Annotated in this window: 19 protein-coding genes and 1 pseudogene; 13 read left to right on the top strand and 7 right to left on the bottom strand. The window is 68.1% G+C overall.

What is annotated here, in order from left to right:
• Nucleotides 1-54: 54 nt before the first annotated feature.
• Complete coding sequence (locus DP107_RS10140) at nt 55-1,617, bottom strand: FAD-binding domain-containing protein (protein WP_144262046.1); 1,563 nt, start codon at nt 1,615-1,617, stop codon at nt 55-57.
• Nucleotides 1,618-1,882: 265 nt separating this feature from the next.
• Here DP107_RS10140 and DP107_RS10135 point away from each other — a divergent pair, with 265 nt between their 5' ends.
• Nucleotides 1,883-2,344, top strand: a complete 462-nt coding sequence (locus tag DP107_RS10135; RefSeq protein ID WP_144262045.1) for a nucleoside deaminase — start codon at nt 1,883-1,885, stop codon at nt 2,342-2,344.
• Nucleotides 2,345-2,399: 55 nt separating this feature from the next.
• Here DP107_RS10135 and DP107_RS10130 read toward each other — a convergent pair whose 3' ends face one another.
• A complete protein-coding gene (locus DP107_RS10130; protein ID WP_144262044.1) occupies nt 2,400-2,738 on the bottom strand; it encodes a DUF1330 domain-containing protein in 339 nt (112 codons plus the stop codon).
• A 156-nt stretch (nt 2,739-2,894) separates the two neighbouring features.
• Here DP107_RS10130 and DP107_RS10125 point away from each other — a divergent pair, with 156 nt between their 5' ends.
• From DP107_RS10125 to DP107_RS10110, 4 genes are all read left to right on the top strand, one after another.
• Nucleotides 2,895-3,773: an NOP5/NOP56 family protein gene (locus DP107_RS10125; protein WP_144262043.1), complete on the top strand. Its 879-nt coding sequence runs from the start codon at nt 2,895-2,897 to the stop codon at nt 3,771-3,773.
• Complete coding sequence (locus DP107_RS10120; RefSeq protein WP_144262042.1) at nt 3,770-4,408, top strand: fibrillarin-like rRNA/tRNA 2'-O-methyltransferase; 639 nt, start codon at nt 3,770-3,772, stop codon at nt 4,406-4,408. The genes DP107_RS10125 and DP107_RS10120 overlap by 4 nt, the downstream gene beginning before the upstream one ends.
• Before the next feature lie 163 nt (nt 4,409-4,571).
• Nucleotides 4,572-5,651, top strand: coding sequence for a deoxyhypusine synthase (locus DP107_RS10115; RefSeq protein ID WP_144262041.1), 1,080 nt, complete (start codon nt 4,572-4,574; stop codon nt 5,649-5,651).
• Between the two features lie 95 nt (nt 5,652-5,746).
• Nucleotides 5,747-6,046: a hypothetical protein gene (locus tag DP107_RS10110; RefSeq protein WP_144262040.1), complete on the top strand. Its 300-nt coding sequence runs from the start codon at nt 5,747-5,749 to the stop codon at nt 6,044-6,046.
• A 13-nt stretch (nt 6,047-6,059) separates the two neighbouring features.
• On the opposite strand, the gene DP107_RS10105 is transcribed toward DP107_RS10110, so the two are convergent.
• The gene (locus tag DP107_RS10105; RefSeq protein ID WP_144262039.1) at nt 6,060-7,262 is read right to left on the bottom strand and encodes an MFS transporter; all 1,203 of its coding nucleotides are present in this window, start codon (nt 7,260-7,262) and stop codon (nt 6,060-6,062) included.
• A 589-nt stretch (nt 7,263-7,851) separates the two neighbouring features.
• On the opposite strand from DP107_RS10105, the gene DP107_RS10100 reads away from it, so the two are divergent.
• From DP107_RS10100 to DP107_RS10065, 8 genes and pseudogenes are all read left to right on the top strand, one after another.
• On the top strand, nt 7,852-8,280 hold the full coding sequence (locus DP107_RS10100) for a DUF7347 domain-containing protein (protein ID WP_144262038.1): 429 nt from the start codon (nt 7,852-7,854) through the stop codon (nt 8,278-8,280).
• A 3-nt stretch (nt 8,281-8,283) separates the two neighbouring features.
• On the top strand, nt 8,284-8,841 hold the full coding sequence (locus DP107_RS10095) for a DUF7351 domain-containing protein (protein ID WP_144262037.1): 558 nt from the start codon (nt 8,284-8,286) through the stop codon (nt 8,839-8,841).
• A gap of 158 nt (nt 8,842-8,999) precedes the next feature.
• Nucleotides 9,000-9,311 carry a nickel-binding protein gene (locus tag DP107_RS10090; RefSeq protein ID WP_144262036.1) on the top strand — a complete coding sequence of 104 codons (312 nt, stop codon included), beginning with the start codon at nt 9,000-9,002 and terminating at the stop codon, nt 9,309-9,311.
• Between the two features lie 3 nt (nt 9,312-9,314).
• Complete coding sequence (locus DP107_RS10085) at nt 9,315-9,749, top strand: cupin domain-containing protein (protein WP_144262035.1); 435 nt, start codon at nt 9,315-9,317, stop codon at nt 9,747-9,749.
• Between the two features lie 36 nt (nt 9,750-9,785).
• Nucleotides 9,786-10,565, top strand: coding sequence for a HEAT repeat domain-containing protein (locus DP107_RS10080; RefSeq protein ID WP_144262034.1), 780 nt, complete (start codon nt 9,786-9,788; stop codon nt 10,563-10,565).
• A 237-nt stretch (nt 10,566-10,802) separates the two neighbouring features.
• Complete coding sequence (locus tag DP107_RS10075) at nt 10,803-11,081, top strand: hypothetical protein (protein ID WP_144262033.1); 279 nt, start codon at nt 10,803-10,805, stop codon at nt 11,079-11,081.
• Nucleotides 11,078-11,549: pseudogene (locus tag DP107_RS10070) on the top strand (nucleic acid-binding protein). The gene DP107_RS10075 and the pseudogene DP107_RS10070 overlap by 4 nt, the downstream one beginning before the upstream one ends.
• Before the next feature lie 484 nt (nt 11,550-12,033).
• Nucleotides 12,034-13,002, top strand: coding sequence for a hypothetical protein (locus DP107_RS10065; protein WP_144262032.1), 969 nt, complete (start codon nt 12,034-12,036; stop codon nt 13,000-13,002).
• 99 nt (nt 13,003-13,101) lie between these two features.
• On the opposite strand, the gene DP107_RS20745 is transcribed toward DP107_RS10065, so the two are convergent.
• The 4 genes from DP107_RS20745 to DP107_RS10050 all read right to left on the bottom strand — a co-directional run bounded on the left by DP107_RS20745 (nt 13,102) and on the right by DP107_RS10050 (nt 16,543).
• The gene (locus DP107_RS20745; RefSeq protein WP_238330847.1) at nt 13,102-13,461 is read right to left on the bottom strand and encodes a ferredoxin--NADP reductase; all 360 of its coding nucleotides are present in this window, start codon (nt 13,459-13,461) and stop codon (nt 13,102-13,104) included.
• Nucleotides 13,462-13,531: 70 nt separating this feature from the next.
• Nucleotides 13,532-13,807: an FAD-binding oxidoreductase gene (locus tag DP107_RS20740; RefSeq protein ID WP_238330846.1), complete on the bottom strand. Its 276-nt coding sequence runs from the start codon at nt 13,805-13,807 to the stop codon at nt 13,532-13,534.
• Between the two features lie 609 nt (nt 13,808-14,416).
• Nucleotides 14,417-15,640 carry an FAD-dependent oxidoreductase gene (locus DP107_RS10055; RefSeq protein WP_144262031.1) on the bottom strand — a complete coding sequence of 408 codons (1,224 nt, stop codon included), beginning with the start codon at nt 15,638-15,640 and terminating at the stop codon, nt 14,417-14,419.
• A 303-nt stretch (nt 15,641-15,943) separates the two neighbouring features.
• Nucleotides 15,944-16,543 (bottom strand): class I SAM-dependent methyltransferase, encoded by a 600-nt coding sequence (locus DP107_RS10050; protein ID WP_144262030.1) that lies wholly within the window; start codon nt 16,541-16,543, stop codon nt 15,944-15,946.
• Nucleotides 16,544-16,707 lie beyond the last annotated feature (164 nt).

Genomic DNA, 16,707 nt, shown 5'->3' with positions numbered 1-16,707 from the left:
CCAGGACGGTCCGGTGCGAGTCCGAGCCGCCAGCCGGACGGTAGCTCCCGACACTCAGAACGCGGTGAGGTCCGTCTGCGTGCCCCCGTCGTCGGACTCCTCGCCGTACTTCTCCGCGATGGCCCTCGCGCCGGCGATGCCGCGGGAGAGCGAGGCCCGCCTGGCGACCTCCTCGTCGGCGAGGCGGGCCGCGGCGGCCGCCTTGGCGTCCTCGTATCGCCGCCAGAACCGCTCCTTGGCCGCCTCGTACTCGACCACCGGGCGCGGGTAGTCCGCGTCCGGGTCGTCGCCGATAACGACCCCGCACTCGGCCTGCACGTTCGGCGGCGTCTTCTCCGGCTGCGGGAGGTGCTCCGCCGGGAGCCCTTCGAGTTCGGGCACCCAGCGGCGGATCCACTCGCCCTCGGGGTCCTGGTCCCGGACCTGCTTGCGGGGATTGTACAGTCGGAGACTCGGTTTGCCGACGAGCCCGGCCTGTGACTGCCACTGGGTGTAGTTGATGGCCGCGTCCGAGTCGATGAGGTGATGATGGTACCAGTCGGCGCCGATCCGCCACGGCTGCTGGAGCAGGTGGTAGTAGACGCTGGCACACATCGCCCGCATCCGGAAGTTGAGCCAGCCGGTCCCCCGGAGGCATCGCATCGACGCGTCCACCATCGGATAGCCGGTCCGCCCCTCCTTCCAGGCGGCCACCAGTTCGGGGTCGTACTCCTCGCGGTTGAACCCCGCAAGCTCCGGGTTCACCGCGGTGTCGAGCCAGCCCGGCCAGTCCTCCAGCTTCTGGTTGTAGTGCCGGTTCCAGAACAGCCGCGAGGTGAACATGTCCCGCCCTCGGCCGTCGGGTGCGTGGTCGTGGACGTACTGGTAGACCTGCCGCGTCGAGAGGCAGCCAAAGCGGATGTACGGCGAGAGCCCGCTACAGCCGTCACGGGCGTCCAGCGGCGACGAGATGTTGCCCGGGTAGTCGCCCAGTTGCCCGACGAACCGCTCCAGCTTCTCGCGGGCGACGGTCGTTCCGCCGGACGGAACCTGCGACTTCCGCGGGTCGGTGTCGTACCATCGCTCGATGGCGTCGACCGTCACACCCGTCTCGAGGCCGGCCAGCGTCGTCTCCGAGAGCGAGGGCTCGCACGGGTCGGCCTCGAACCACGCCTCGATGTGATCGCTCCAGCCGTCACGCGTCCGGTCGACGTCCCTGCGGAGGCCGTCGCCCGAGACGAACCTGACACCCAGGTCCGACGCCGCCTCGTCGCGTTCGAGGCCGTACCGTCCCGTCGGTGTCCGTGCCGCGAACACCGTCCAGCCAGCCTCGATGAACGCCGCAAGAACCGGGATCGGGTCGCCGTGGCCGTAGGTGAGGCCGGCATGGCCCGCGCTGGCGGTATCGTAGCGGTCGTCCAGGTCGAGCAGACACTCGTGGAGGAAGCGGATACGCGCGTCACACGCCAGTCCGGCATCGCCGTAGAACCCGGTATCGAAGACGAACAGCGGGAGGACGACATCCGCGTGGGTCGTCGCCGCGGTCACCGCCGGATGGTCGCGGATCCGCAGGTCCTCGCGATGCCAGACGACGGCTCCGGACGGCGACCCGTCGGCGGCTCGTCCGTCCGTATCCACGCGACGCTGTAGACACTCGGCCGGCGCGGGAACGCGGGTGGGAGTCGGAGGGCTCGGCCGACTGTCGGTCACAGCGAGTTGTACGCCGTCGGGCGACAAAAACCGTCGTACTGGACCGCCACGAGTTCACCGGCCGGGTCGGTGATACCGCGCATCCGGCTGATGTGGACCGGGCCCCAGCGCACTCACCGGCACTGCTCTTGCCTGTGGCGATGGTCCGTACCCCCGGCCTGCAGGTTTTAGTCGTCCCGCTCGACCTCCGAGTATGTCGACCGACCTCGACACGTTCGACCACGAGACACACATGCGGCGCGCCATCGAACTGGCCGGGGAGGCCGCCGACCGGGGGGACGAGCCGTTCGGGAGCGTCTTGATCCGGGGGGACGATATCGTGCTGGAGGCGTCGAACCGCGTCAACACGGCGGACGACATCCGCCGGCACCCGGAGCTGGACCTCGCGATGCGAGCCGTCCGGGAGTTCACACCGGAGGAGCGTGCCGCGACGGCCATGTACACGAGCACGGAGCCGTGTCCGATGTGTGCCGGCGGCCTGCGGTCGACGGCGCTCGGTCGGGTCGTGTACAGCGTCGACGCCGACGAGGTCGTCGAGTTCACCGGCGGCGGCGCGGCCGTCCGGTCGGCAGCGATACTCGACGGCATCACCGGCGTTCGTGGCCCGGTCCTGAACGCGGAGGGACGGGCGGTCCACGAGGCCTACGACTGGTGACGGGTCGGCGCTGACGCCGGGTTCGACGCCGGAACCGAGCGGTTCGGAACCCGACCTACCCTTCCAGGTCCTCCGGGGCGAACTCCGGCGTGATGATGGCGTGGGCGTACTCGCAGGCCTCGTGTCGGATCCCCTTGACCGCCTCGTAGGCGGGCCCCTCGTACCACGCTCGGGCGTCCTCGACCGACGGGAACTCCACCACGACGGTCATGTTGTGGTCCCACTCCCCCTCGATGACGTCGGGATCACGGTTCCAGACGGCCAGCGTCCCGCCGTGCTCGTCCAGCGTCTCGTCGGCTGCCGGAAGGTACTCGTTCAGGTAGCGGTCCCAGTCGGTGATCTCCTCGATGAAGACGGCGTACCCCGTCCGCGAACTCGCTGACTCTGCTGTCATGCTCGCGGCGGTTCGTGGGGGCTCGTGTTAATCGTTAGCACTCCTCGGAAGCCGGTCAGTTCCCCGCGACGGCACGTGTCGGAGGTGAAGCGTCCCCCGTATCTCCCCAAACCGGTCTCCAGTACGTCTATGTGAGCCACCGCGCAACGGTCGGTCATGGACGGTACCGCTCCCTCGGGCGAGGGCTGGTTCGGGGGAATCGACCGCGACGACGAGGCGGCAGCCACAGCGGCCATCCGCGATGGCACCGCGGACGCTCCAGATGACTGGCCGTCGCGCGCGGTCGAGTCGGGGTTCGCTGCCGACGAGAACGATTATTACGAAATTTTACACGACGCGACGATGGCGGCGACGCGGGCCGCCGTGCAGGAGCACGGACGGTCGGACGTCCAGCAGTTGCAGCGCGTGGTCCGGGCGATGGACGACTGCGAGCGGGTCGCGAACGAGCTCGCCGAGCGGGTCGCCGAGTGGGCGGCGACGCTGTTCGGCGATGCCGGAACGGGCGTCGACTACTGTCTCGGGCTGGCCGAGCGCGACCCGGACCCCGAACAGCGGCGAGTCGTCGAACTCGCCCGGCGGGTGCGGGACCTCGACGACGAGGCGACCGCCCTGCGCCGGAGCATCGAGCGCACGGCACCGGAGGTGGCGCCCAATCTCGCCGCGCTGGCGGGACCCGTGCTCGCGGCGCGGCTCGTCTCGCTGGCCGGCGGGCTGGAGACGCTCGCGCGCAAGCCGTCCGGGACGGTGCAGGTGCTCGGCGCGGAGGAGGCGCTGTTCGCCCACCTCCGCGGGCACGCGCCCTCGCCCAAGCACGGGGTCATCTACACACACGAGGCGGTCCGGAACACACACCCCGAGGACCGTGGGTCGGCGGCGCGCGCGCTGGCCGGGAAGCTCGCCATCGCCGCCCGGGCCGACCACTACACCGGCGAGCGCCGGCCGGAGCTGGACGAGCAGCTGCGCGAACGCGTCGCGACCATCCGGGCCCGACGGGACGATGCCGACGAGGGGGCCGAAGGGGGTGCGGACCGGTGAGCGACGGGCTCCCCGACGGCGTCGAGCGACGGCCGTTCGACGGCCGGGAGCGCCTCGCAACCCGCGGGTCGCCCGTGTACGGGGAGCCGACCGACGGTGACTGGCGGGCGTGGGACGCCAGCCGGTCGAAGCTCGGCGCCATGCTCTCGCGGGGGCTGGACACCGGGCTCACCGGCGGGGAGCCGGTGCTGTACCTCGGTGCCGCGGCGGGGACGACCGTCTCGCACGTCGCCGACTTCGCGGGACCAACCTACGCCGTCGAGTTCGCCCCCCGGCCGACCCGGGACCTGCTGGACGCCGCAGCACCGCGGTCGAACCTGTTCCCGCTGCTGAAAGACGCCCGCGAACCAGCTTCGTACGCCCACGTCGTCGAGCCCGTGGACGCCATCGTCCAGGACGTGGCGACCCGCGGGCAGGCCGAGGTCGCGCTGCGGAACCGCCGGTTCCTGGCCGACGACGGCCGACTGCTGCTGGCGGTGAAGGCCCGGAGCGAGGACGTGGTCGCCGACCCCGGGGACGTGTTCGAGCGGGTCCTCGAGGACCTCCGGAGCGGGTACGAGGTGCTGGCGACCGAGCGGCTGACGCCGACCCACGAGGACCATCTCGCGGTCGTTGCGACCCCGCGAACGGAGTGATGGGCCGGCCGGCATCGTATTGCGGCGAGATGCCGAACAAGTGTTGTATCCGGATGTCTCTCCGTTTATCTATTCCGTTGTTCGGTACTGCTTGGCTTCCCAGCGTTGTTTTTCGCCCCGGCCAACCGCATTGTTCAAACCCGGGCCGCCCGCACGCTCGTGCATGACCGAGGACGCCGGGGCTGGGCACGAGGACACGAGCGACGGCCACGACGACGCCGATGCGGCGGACGTGGAGCATCCGGACCACGACGACCCGGAGCGCGAGGAGTTCGGCCACGACCCCGTCGACCACATAGACGCGCGGGCCGGGATGGCCGTGGCGGACCTCGTGGCGGAGTACGGGGACGCGGGCATCGGCGCGGCCGACCTCCACGAGGCGGTCGACGTGACGGCCGAGCTGTTCCGTGACGACGTGACGACGCTGCTCGGGCTGGCGGGCGCGATGGTGCCCGCCGGGATGCGGGCCCTGGTGACGGACCTCGTCCGCGACGGTCACATCGACGCCCTGGTGACCACGGGTGCGAACCTGACACACGACGCCATCGAGGCGGTCGGGGGGAAGCATCACCACGGCCGCGTCCACGCACCGGACAGCTCCGAGCGCGAGCACGACGAGCGGCTCCGCGACGAGGGCGTCGACCGGATCTACAACGTCTATCTCCCCCAGGAGCACTTCGCGACCTTCGAGGACCACCTGCGGGCGGAGGTGTTCCCCGAACTCGGCGAGGAGGTCGTCTCCATCGCGGCGTTCACGGACGCGCTCGGGGCCGCGAACGCCCGCGTCAACGAGCGCGAGGGGGTCGACGAGGACGCCGGCATCGCGGCCGCCGCACACGAGCACGACGTCCCCATCTACGCGCCCGCGGTCCAGGACTCCGTGCTCGGGCTGCAGGCGTGGCTCCGCTCGCAGGTCTCGGGGTTCTCGCTCGACGCGCTGTCGGACATGAGCGACCTGAACGACCTGGCCTACGAGGCCGACGAGACCGGTGCCCTCGTGGTCGGTGGCGGCGTCCCGAAGAACTACGTCCTCCAGACGATGCTCGTGACGCCCGGCGCGTACGACTACGCCGTCCAGCTGACGATGGACCCGCCCCAGACCGGCGGGCTCTCGGGCGCGACGCTCGACGAGGCCCGCTCCTGGGGGAAGCTGGAGAAGGAGGCCCGGAACGTCTCCGTCTACGCGGACGCGACCATCACCCTCCCCCTGGTGGTCGCGGGAGCGCTCGACCGACTCGAGTAGCGGCACCGACCTCGAGGCTGCCGCTCGCGGGGTGCTCCGGAGCGCTTCGGGTCGTCGTCAGGTCTATGCCCCGGGTGGGCGTAGCGCCGCGCGCTATGAGCGCGAGCGATGACGACCCGGTGGAAGAGCTCACGCGGCTGTTCGAGGACGGTCCCCTCTCGGGCCTGCTCGACGACACGGACGTCTCCCCGGAGGAGTTCGTCCAGGACCTGATCGACGCGGCCGACGAGACGAACACGGCCCTGGAGGACCTGTTCATCGAGTTCAACGAGTCCAGCCCGTTCCCCGGGAGCGACATCCTGGCCGAGATCGGCGAGGAGGCCCAGCAGAGCCGCAAGGAACTCCTCGGCATGCTCCGCGACGCCGCTGAGGACGCCGGCGGCGACCGGAACTGAGCGACACCCGTTCTCACCGCGCGAACAGCGCCTGCCGGTCGACATCCAGTCGGAGCAGGTAGGGGAGCGCCAGCACCGCCAGCAGCACCTCCACGCCGCCGGCGGCGAGGAAGGCCGTGCCGAAGCCGAGCACGTTCGCGGCGAGCCCGCCCCCGACGATGCCGACGAGGAAGCCGATGCTGCCGAAGACGTTGAACCCGGCCATTGCTACACCGCGGCGGTCGACCCCGGACAGGTCGGTCACCAGCGCCATCGTCGCAGGGGCCATCAGCGCTCCCAGCACGCCGACCGCGAGCATCGCGCCGGCCACGGCTGGGACGTTCGGCGCGACGCCGACCAGCGCGACGCCGATCCCGTACAGGGCGGAGCCGGCCACGATCGGCGCGACCCGGCCGACGCGGTCCGAGAGGATGCCGAAGGGGAACTGCAGCAGCGCGAACGGGACGAAGAAGCAGCCCAGCAACAACCCGGTCATCCCGGGACTCGCCCCCAGGGCCGATCGGAAGTAGAGCGTGCCGACGAGCGCGAAGAAGCCGGCCGTCAGTCGGTCGATGAAGCCGAAGGCGTACGGGACGGCGAGCGCGGGCGTCCGCCGGAGCCCCGTCAGGATCTCGCCGAGCGAGCCCTCGTCATCGTCGTCACGGTCGGCGGTGGCGACCTCGCCGACCCGGGCGGCCAGCCCGGCCGCCACGACGAGCGCGCCAGCGGCGACCCAGAGCGGGACCAGCGGGCCGAGCCCGTAGAGCTGGCCGCCGACCGGGGCGCCCAGCGCCGTCCCCGAACCGATGGCGATGCCCGCCGCGCCCATGTTCCGTCCGTGGCCGCCGTCCAGTTCCATCAGCCCGGTCATCGCCAGTGAGAACGGGCCGATGGTGGCCGCACCCTGGAGCGCGCGCAGCAGCAGGACGACCTCAAAGGAGGGATCGACGACCCGCGGGAGGACCGCCAGCGTGGCGTAGCCCAGCGCCCCCCCGAGTGCTCCCACGACGATGAACGGAATGCGGCGACCGGCACGGTCGCTGGCGGCACCCCAGAGCCCCGCGAAGAGGACGAACGCGGCGAACTCCGCCGCGAGGAACCACATACTCGCGTTCAGGTCCATCGCCGCGCCGAGGGCGCCGACCAGCCGGTCGACCCCCGGGTAGAGGAGCACCTGCGCGAACAGAACGCTGAAGACGACGAGTGCCAGCGCGACCCGGCGACGGCGGTCCGGCATCTACAGGCGTTAGGAGGCGTGGTCACATCGGTCTTTCCTGCGGTGGATGAGGCCCCGCCCGGTGGTCACGACGCGTCGGTCTCGACCAGTCGGGGCAGCCGCTCGACCGCGAACTCCCGGGCATCCGGCTTCAGGGGCAACCGACTTGCTGGACCGGGGCCTACCATCACCCGGTCGATGACGAGGACGGGGCCCGAGCCGGGTGGCCCCCGGCCGTGACGAGCCCTATGAGTGCCGAGGCCACCGATTTACCGGTAGTTTCCGGGGAGAGTGGGGTGGATAACGAGTAGATGCCGGGCGTGGACGGGCGCGAGCAGTCGCAGTCCGCCACTCCCCGCCAAACTCCAGAACCGCCACACTCCACAACCGGTTTATCAGCTGTTTTCACCGTCTACTTCCGAGTAGTAGTCGTCAGGCAGTCAGCGCGGGACGCTCGTCGCCGCTTCACCGTCCGGAGAGACGGGTTGTTGTTCTCTCCAATCTGTGCGCTGTTCAGGTGCGATAGCCGCTCGAGACGGTAGAGCGGGCGTCGGGCGGGGAGACCCGAGACGGTGATACAGTTATGTTCGTAGAGTCCCTGCCGCGAGATATGTCACTGACGCGGTTGGTGCCGGATATCGACCTCGAGGGAATCACCCCTGACGAAGCGTTCTCTATTTTGGGCAACGAGATTCGTCTCGACATCATCAGAGCGCTCTGGCAGGCAGGGGCGGCAAGGCAGTACGACGACGTCCGCGGTGACACCCGGAGCATGTCGTTCTCGGAGTTACGGGGCGAGGTCGGCGTCGACGACAACGGAAAGTTCAACTACCACATCTCGGAGTTGATGCCACAGTTCGTCCGGCAGACGGACGACGGCTACCGGTTGAGCGGGGCCGGCAAACGCATCGCTCGGACAGTAATCGCCGTCTCGGGCGCAGAGGATGTCGACCTCTCTGCGGACCTCGGTATGGACTGTCCACTGTGTGAATCACCGATGACGGCCGCATACAGGGACCAGTGGCTCCGGATCGAGTGAACAGTGTGTGATGGACTGTTCGGCGACGAGATACCCGAAGGGATGGTATACTTCGCCAACTACCCGGCGGCGGGACTCGTGGACCGCAGCACCCAGGAGGCCGCCGAGGCCGGTCTGTTCCGGTGTCTGCTCGATCAGGCGTACCTCATGCAGGGCGTCTGCAGGGAGTGTGGCGGTCACGTCGACGCCACCCTGTCGGTCTGCGAGGACCACGACTCCGCTGGCGGTCACCAGTGTGGGGCCTGTGGGACCAGGTCACCCGTGTGGGCCGACCAGCGGTGCCGAACCTGTGGATTCGGCAAACGCCTCCCGATTGAACTCTGCTGTCTGGGCCTCACCCCGGTCATTGGGTTCCTCGACGATCGCGAGATCAACGCCTTCGCACCGACGTTCGAAGAGATCGTCAACCTGCTCGAGGTACACTCGGAAACCAGCGTCTCCGGAGACCCCCTCGCCGTAACCGTAACTATCAGTGGCGAGAGGGAATCGGTCAGTGTCGAGTTCGACGAGGAGATGAACATCCGCAGTATCGACCGGCCCACAGCAAAGGCCGTCGACTGAGCACGCCGGACAGCCGCGGACCGGGCAGTTCTTTCAGATGGAGCGACGGCGCTCCGGCCCTGTGAACAACAACCCGTGAAGAGAATTTCACTAAACTGTCTGAGTGAAATGTATTTCTCCTTATCTTTAACCCCCCGGCCATCGTTAGCACACCGCGTATGTCAGAGGAAGACCTGATCGACTTTGGCATCTGGCGCGAGATGGACGCAGACATCACCGACGAAGAGACCAAACAGAAAGCCCTCCAGGCCTCACAGGGTGCAATTGCAGAACTCAAAGAGGAGGGCACCGAAGTGGAGTGGGTGAGCACCGACGTGCTCGAGGACCCCGAGAGCGGTTCGGAGTGTGCGTACTGTCACTACCGGGCGCCCAGCGAGGAGGCGATCAAGCAACACTCCGAGCGCGCGGGGCTGCCGGTGACGAAACTAACCCGTATGGACGACCAACTGAACACGGAGACAGTCGAGTGACCGATGCCGGAACTCAAGACAGCCACACTGGGCGGACTCGACCTCGTGGAGATGACACAGGAGACGACCGAGATGGAAGTCGGTGTCAACTTTCCGTTCTCGCCGGAGTTTCCGGCGACGACCGGGATGGAACTCGAAGGGGGACACAACGTCGTCTACTTCGAGATCGACCCCGGCAAGAAACTGGGGACCCACACCGACAGCCCTGAGGAGGTTGTCGTCTGTCTGCAGGGCGAAGACATCGAGGCGTGGGCCGGCGACGCAGAGGGCTACATCGAAGGTGGCGACATCGCCGTCGTCCCGCCGATGGTGCCACACGGCTTCCATAACCACGGGGCGGAGACGGCCAGGTTCCTTGGATTCTTCTCCGACGGCACGAGCGTCTCCGAGTTCGAGGAGACACTCCAGCCGGTCGGTGAGACGGTCGTCAAAGCGTGACCCGCGGCTGTGGTTTCGAGCGGGTCACTGAAGCGGATGACTGACACCGATCCGGACGAGCGGTCACCAGCGACCGAGGCGAGCGAGTCGGCCACAGAGCTGTCCCCGCTGCTGACAGCACTACGGGAGACGGAGGAGCGTCATAACGGTGATGCCGTAGCTGGTTCAACACGGGAGCGAGAACAACTACTTCGGGCCGTTGCCGAGGCTGTTGTCACCGAGCCAGCAGCCGCAGTCGACGGCGAACCGTTCGACGCCTCTGTCGGGGGACTGGCTCGGGACCTCGGTAGAGAGGCACAACGGACCGTGGCAAGAGCGCTCTCTGCCGCTGCCGCCGACCGGGCCGACACGATTGCGAGAGAGATAGACACAGTGCGCCCGCTCCTCGACACCGACGACCCTGTTGTTGCGGCGTGGGTCGCGGGTGCTCTGGGACGGGTCGCAGAGACACACGCAGACGCGGTGGCTCCCGCTGCGATGGACCTCGCCGCGCTGGCCGAACACGAGAACCGAACAGTCCGGCACAACGCTGTCGAAGCGCTGGCGGCGGTAGCACAGGAGTGTCCGGGCGCAGTCGCGCCGGCCGCTGACGCGCTCCGGCCTCTCCTGAGCGCGAACGATGTCGCAATCCAGCACAACGCAACCGGTGTCTTCGGCGTCCTCGCAGCGACGCATCCGGACGCGGTCACGCCGGCCGCCGAGACGATCGCGGACCTCAGGAGCCACGGCGAACGGGCAGTACAGCAGGTCGCAGCCGGGACACTCGCGAGACTCGCACAGGAACGGTCAGACGTCGTCGAGAGCGTGACCGACTGAGACGGTAGTCCCATCAGTTCGGACTGAGATGAACTTTCGAATGACGCCCACGGGCTCTGATTCCGTGTCTGGACACGGCTGCGAGTGTGCCTGGGGGTCCGTCGCAGTTCGGCTGCCCGGGTTCGACTGCCGAGACCGCCACTTTTGACAGCATACAGCGTCTCTAGGGCATCCGGTTGTGCCCACGGTAGACAGAGGCCCCGGTCAGGTTCTCGCCGGACTGGCAGACGCGGATAGATGAACGGTGCCGAGCGAACACACAGTACGGCCGCCGGAATCTCCGACCGGGTACGAGAAATCGCGGGGGCTCGCGGCCTCCCCGAGTCCGAACTGTTCGAGCGGCCACTCGAACGCGGGCCCGAGGACCTGTGGGAGGACCTCCTACTCGCGCAGTATCTCGACGGAGAACTCGACCGCGAGGAGGCCATCGAATGCGCCGGTCGGACGAAAGTCGAGCGCGCGGAGCGTGAGCGTGACGTCGTCGAAGAGGACGTCGACTGGGGTTCGAACGCGTGACGCTCGCGACTGTCTCGGACGCGGCACCGGCTCATCCACCTCGCCGAAGTCGACTCGCTCGAACTGTTCTCGGCGTTCGACACACTACTCGTACCAGGGAGGGTTTAGAAGGAAGTCCAGGCCGGTGGTGTTCCGGACGAGTTGGCCGACCTCTCACACGGGCCCGCCGAAGCCGATGAAAGCCAAGTCGGAGCGCAAGAGCTGGACGCCGGGGAACGCGCCGCGATTGCGGTCGCTGAGGCGCGGGGAATCGTTCTCCACACCGACGACCGCGCCGCCCGAGAGGCAGCGTCCGACACGGGCGTCGAAGGACGTGGTTCCATCGGCGTCATCGCGCTCGGTTACGGCCGCGGGTTGCTCGACAGAGACGAAGCGGCATCGCGTATGCGAGCACTCCAGCGTGAGACGAGTCTTTTCGTGACCGAGGCGGTTGTTGAGCGCGGTATCCAGATGCTGGACGAACAGTGACGAGACGAGCGGACGGTATAGACGCGCTGAACGGATTCACTGTGGATAGGTTCCGAGTCGTGAGTGCCGAGGCCGCGTTCCCGTCCGTCTACGCACGAGCGGAACTGAACGGACGTGGGGGACTCGCGTCTGTTACGTACTGGGAGAGGAGTCGTCAGTTCAGGCCCAACGGAGTACACGTCGAGCGGTTGGACGAGATGTGAGGTGACGGCCCGTACGGATCTATCGGGACCGCCACACGGGTCGGCACAGGGACAGAGCACGTCCGGCGAGGAGTGCAGATTCTACAAACGGGAACGATCAGTTGCAGCAGAGGTCGACGGGCTCTGACCGACACTCCACGGGGACGGCTCGTGGTTTTTGTAGATACAGGCCGTACTCTTCCGAACGGATGACAGCCTCGAGAGAGATCACGGCCGAGGGAGGTTCAGCGGTTCCGCTCCGGGTTGACCACGTCGCAGCCGACCCAGCGGAACCCGCGTGTATGCTCCACTGCACCGACATCGAGAGGACGGAGCTACGGGTAGCGGTCCAGGAGCCATCGACTACCGAATGGTCGTTGGAGCCCGGCGAATGGTACCGGTTCGACCGGGTCGTTCGGTCGAACTCGCTCGGGGCGCACCTCCGTCTCCCATCCGAGAGCGACGGGATGGAACCTATCCAGGCACCGGAGCCCCAGACACACCCGTCACTGGCTGAACGTGACACCCCGTGGCTGGTCCAGCTGGGGGCGAGCGACGAACGTATCGCCCTGACAGTCCAGCCCCGGCAGACGGATGAGACAGGGAATGTCCGGGTGGAAGCCCCGGAGACGTACGAAATCGCTGCCGTCTGCTTCGCATACTGTGACCGGTCCGGTGATGCGACGGTATACCATCGCGAGGAACCCGACCCGCGAGACGAACAGCTCCTGCTCGAGCACGTCGTCGAAGACCTTTCCGAGGCAGAAGGGGCGACGCTCGTTACGCGTGGACAGGACCGCGCTCCGCTCGAAATGCTCTATCAGCGCCTCGCGCAGGTATCGGGGGGTGATATCATCGGGACCGGAGCAGAGCGGGTACTGGAGGAGTGTTTCCACGCAACCCCGGGGCGCGTCCCGATCGGATCGGAGGCTGACACGGTTGTCGAAGCGGCTCGTCAGCTCGACATCGAGGTCGATCCGGTTCTACTCAGCGACTACGACATCGGGATCGACCGGGCGGACTGGCGCGGCGGGGCCGACGCCACGCCGCCCTCGGACGTATCCGACCCACGGATGACCGACAGCGACTATGCGACGCTCCTCGAGCGGTATCTCGACCCCGAGGACGGATCGGTTGGTTCGGCAGAGCTCGCCCGCTGCCTGAAGGCGTACGCGAGCGCGGATCTCGGTCTGCTCCGTGAACTCGTAGCGCACGGCACGATGGACCGACTCGGCTGTCTGCGGCTCTCCGAGCGCCGCCTCGAACGATAATCGAGGGGGGTCGACCGGGATACCACACTGGGAGCCGAACGAGGACGGTCGGACCGAGCGTGAGCGGCCCTTCCACTGACCGAATACCGTGACGCCTCGTTAGTCGTCTCCGACCACGCTGTCCTCCCAGCCTTCGCTGTGAATCCGCTCGTCGGGCGCTCCGAGCTCGGCCAGTCGGTCCTTCGCCTGGACGACCATCGGCGGGACCCCACAGACGTAGAAGTCCCGCTCGGTGAACTCGTCGAACAGGTCTTCGAGGTGGGCCTGTGCGTATCCGATCCGCCCGGTCCACTCCCAGTTGGGGTCCGAGAGCACGAAGGTCAGGTCGAGATCAGGGTTGTTCGCCGCCAGCTCGTTGAGCGTCTCCCGGTGGATGATGGTCTCCTCTCGCTTCTCGCCGAGGATGATCTGCGCGTGGCCAGTGCCCTCGCGTGGATACTGCCGGAGCATCGCCATCATCGGTGTGAGGCCCGGCCGGACGCGAGGAGGGCGACGTCTCGGCTCGTGTCGGCGAGCGATAACGCGCCCTCTATCGGACCGATCTCGACCGTGTCACCCGGTCGCTTCTGGTGCATGACGATGCCAGTCCGTCGTCGTAGCGCTTGATCGTCGGTGCCAGCTCTTCAGTACCCGGTAGGTTCGTCGGCGTGTACGGGCGGACGATCCGCTCGTTGCCCGATCCGAACCGGATCGTTGTGTGCTGTCCCGGGTCGTACTCGAACTCGTGACCGGGTACTCGCAGACGGAATCCGCTCACTCGGGGCGTGATCTGATACGTGTCAACGACTGTCGCTTCGTGTGTCATGGTGAACGGGAGCGTTATGTAGTGCCGAGAAGCGTGTTCTGCTCCGCGAGGCCGAGGTAGTTCGGCCGTGGCGTGGTACGGTATGTCGGTGATCTATCAGTTTCGCGAACGCTGGTATGCCAGTCTCCGCGATGTACCCCGGTCGGAACCGCGCGGAACCGTCCGATAAGGTGGGTTGGCGCCGAAACCGGGCAACGCCGAGATATTGGTTTTCGTCCGTACACGTATGCTACGGAGGCACAATACAAACAGCGCGGCTGGTCAGTCGCCTGAAGAGGCCGTAGCGCCCGTCCGGACCTCCAGGTAGGGCCGCTCGAGGAATGGTAATCGAGAGTGGGCAGATGGTGGACCGAGCGGCATCTATCGCTGCGGTAAATACATTCGGTACGGATGGATTGTGAGTCGTAGGCGCCGAGACCAGTCCTCCGTCGGTAGACGCTGTCTCGGGGACGTCCAACCGCGCTCGAGACCACGGGCACTGCTCAGTTCGTCGGTCGTCCCAGCCTATCGCACGCGGATTCGACGGGGGCCCGCGGTCGCGAACGTGGAGCCATCCGTCGGGGACGGCGGGCGGGACACGGTTCGGCGTTCCCCGAGCCGGGCCTGGCTTCAGGTTCTGGATTCGACGACATCAGCGTCGGTTGGGCCCTGGCCATCGAACTCGGTGACGAACGCGTCGAGTCGGTCCGGGTCGTCCACACCGGGCAGTCGGCGGTCCGCGGTCATGCACTCGGCGTCGACGCCCAGGCGGTCACAGACGAGGTCGGCGGTCGCTTCCGCCATCTGCCGGTAGGTGGTCAGCTTCCCGCCCACGATACTGGCGAAGTTCTCGACCCCCTCCTCGGCGTGGTCCAGCCTGACGAACCCGCGGGAGATCCCACGGCCACCGCGCTCGTCCTCGTCGGGCGCGTACAGCGGGCGGATCCCCCACCAGGTGCGGACCTCCGGTGCGTCGACGGTCTGCGGGAGCATGGCCCCACACTCCCGGTAGGTTCGCTCGACCTCCCGCTCGTCGGTCGGGTAGTCGTCGGGGTCCGTGACCGGAACGCTGGTCGTCCCGAGGACGACCTCCGAGTCGTGGGGGACGATGATGTCCCCGTCGTCCGGGCTGCGACAGCGGTTCAACACCGGCCCGAGGTCGTCGTATTCGACGGAGACCATCACCCCGCGCGTCGGTCGCATCCCGACGTCGAGGCCGGCCATCGCGGCGACCTGGCCGGCCCACGCGCCGGCCGCGTTGACGACGTAGTCCGGATCGATCCGCTCGCCGACGGAGCCGCCGAGCTCGACGCCCGTGATTCGTCCGCCTTCCACGGTCATTCCCTCGACCGGGGCGTCGACGTGGACCGTCGCGCCCCGGTCACGGGCGTCGGCCGCGTTGGCGGCGACCAGTCGTGAGGGATACACGACGGCGTCGGGGACGCGCATGGCACGCTCGACGTCGTCCGAGAGTCCCGGGACGGCCGCTCTGGCGGCGTCACCATCGATGACCGTCGTCGGGATTCCGACCGACTCGCAACTGGCGCGCTTCGCGTCGAAGTACTCGGGGTCGTCGGCCGAGAGCTGGACGAAGAGCCCGCCCGTCTCCCGGATGCACTCCCCGGCGATGTCCCGCAGGACCCGGCTCTCCTGGATGCACTCCTCCGCCCCGACCGGGTCGGACTCCGCGTATCGGGCCCCACTGTGAAGCAGTCCGTGCGACCGGCCGGAGGTCCCGCCCCCTAACCCATCGCGGTCGACCAGCGTGACGTCGACGCCACGGTGCGTCAGGTCACGGGCGACTCCGGCGCCGGTCGCACCGCCCCCGGCGACGAGCGCTGTCGGATCTGTCATACGGTGTCTTTCCTCGACTGGGCAAGCCTCTGACGGTCGCCCGGGCGTTTGCCGGCACTCCCGACCCCCTGCCTCGACAGCCCCTCGGCCACCGAGCTGTCGAAGGGTCGATACCCGAGGCCGACGGGCCGTCGGGAACGAGCGGGGAGCGGGTGGCGAACACGCCCGGGCCCTGCGAGCGGCGGACGATGGCCCGAGGGGCCGGCGTGCTCGTCCTCGAGCGTGTGCTCGTCGGTCTGCTCGCGGCGGTCTTGGGCCACCCCGCGGGCCAACTGGCCGCACTGGTGCGAGCCGGCCGTGGGCCTACCGGGCCGTGAACGCCCGGATGGTGTCGCGGTCGCCGGCCCGGGTCTCGTCCTCGGTGAGGCCGAGACCGGTGAACACGGCGTGCCAGTCCCGGTAGTGCAGCGGCACCTCGTCGTTGACGTAGTTGAGCTCCTCGTCGTCCTCGCCCTCGTTCTCGACGGTGACGAGCAGGTCCTCGGTGATGCGCGCGAGCTCGGCGAACACCCACTCCGCGTCCGGGTGGATATGCTGGAGGGTCTCGACGGAGTAGACCGCGTCGAACGCGTCGTCGGCGAACTCGCCGACGATGTCCTCCATGGCGCCGATGTGGACGGTGGCCGCGTCGACCAGCTCCGGGTAGTGCTCGGCCATCACCTCGATGGCGTCGGGGTTCAACTCGATACCGTGCAGGTCGCGGAACCCGTTGTCGTACAGATGGGAGAGGTGACGCCCGGAGCTACAGCCGAGTTCCAGGACCCGGGCGTCGGTGTCGAGGCGCCGCTTGATGGCGTCGAGGACGGCCTCGCTTCGCTCGTCCGGCCCCCGGTAGGCGTAGTACGTCGGCGAGAACTCGCCGGACCGCTCGGCCCACTGACGACGGACTTCCTGAGAATCCACATCGGAAGACGACGGCCGACGGGTATAGGCCCGTCGGTAGACCCGCCGCCGACAGCCGCCCGACGCCGCCGCGGGAGCGCCGTCGGCTGCCGGGACCCACCGAAACCCCTCCGACCCACGACCGGGGGTGACCGTTCGGGCGCCTCCCGGACCGTCGGCCGACG

Source organism: Haloglomus irregulare, from assembly GCF_007421925.1.
GTDB lineage: Archaea > Halobacteriota > Halobacteria > Halobacteriales > Haloarculaceae > Haloglomus > Haloglomus irregulare.
The sequence above is the reverse complement of the archived record's forward strand: the minus strand, read 5'-3'. Positions and strand labels throughout refer to the sequence as shown.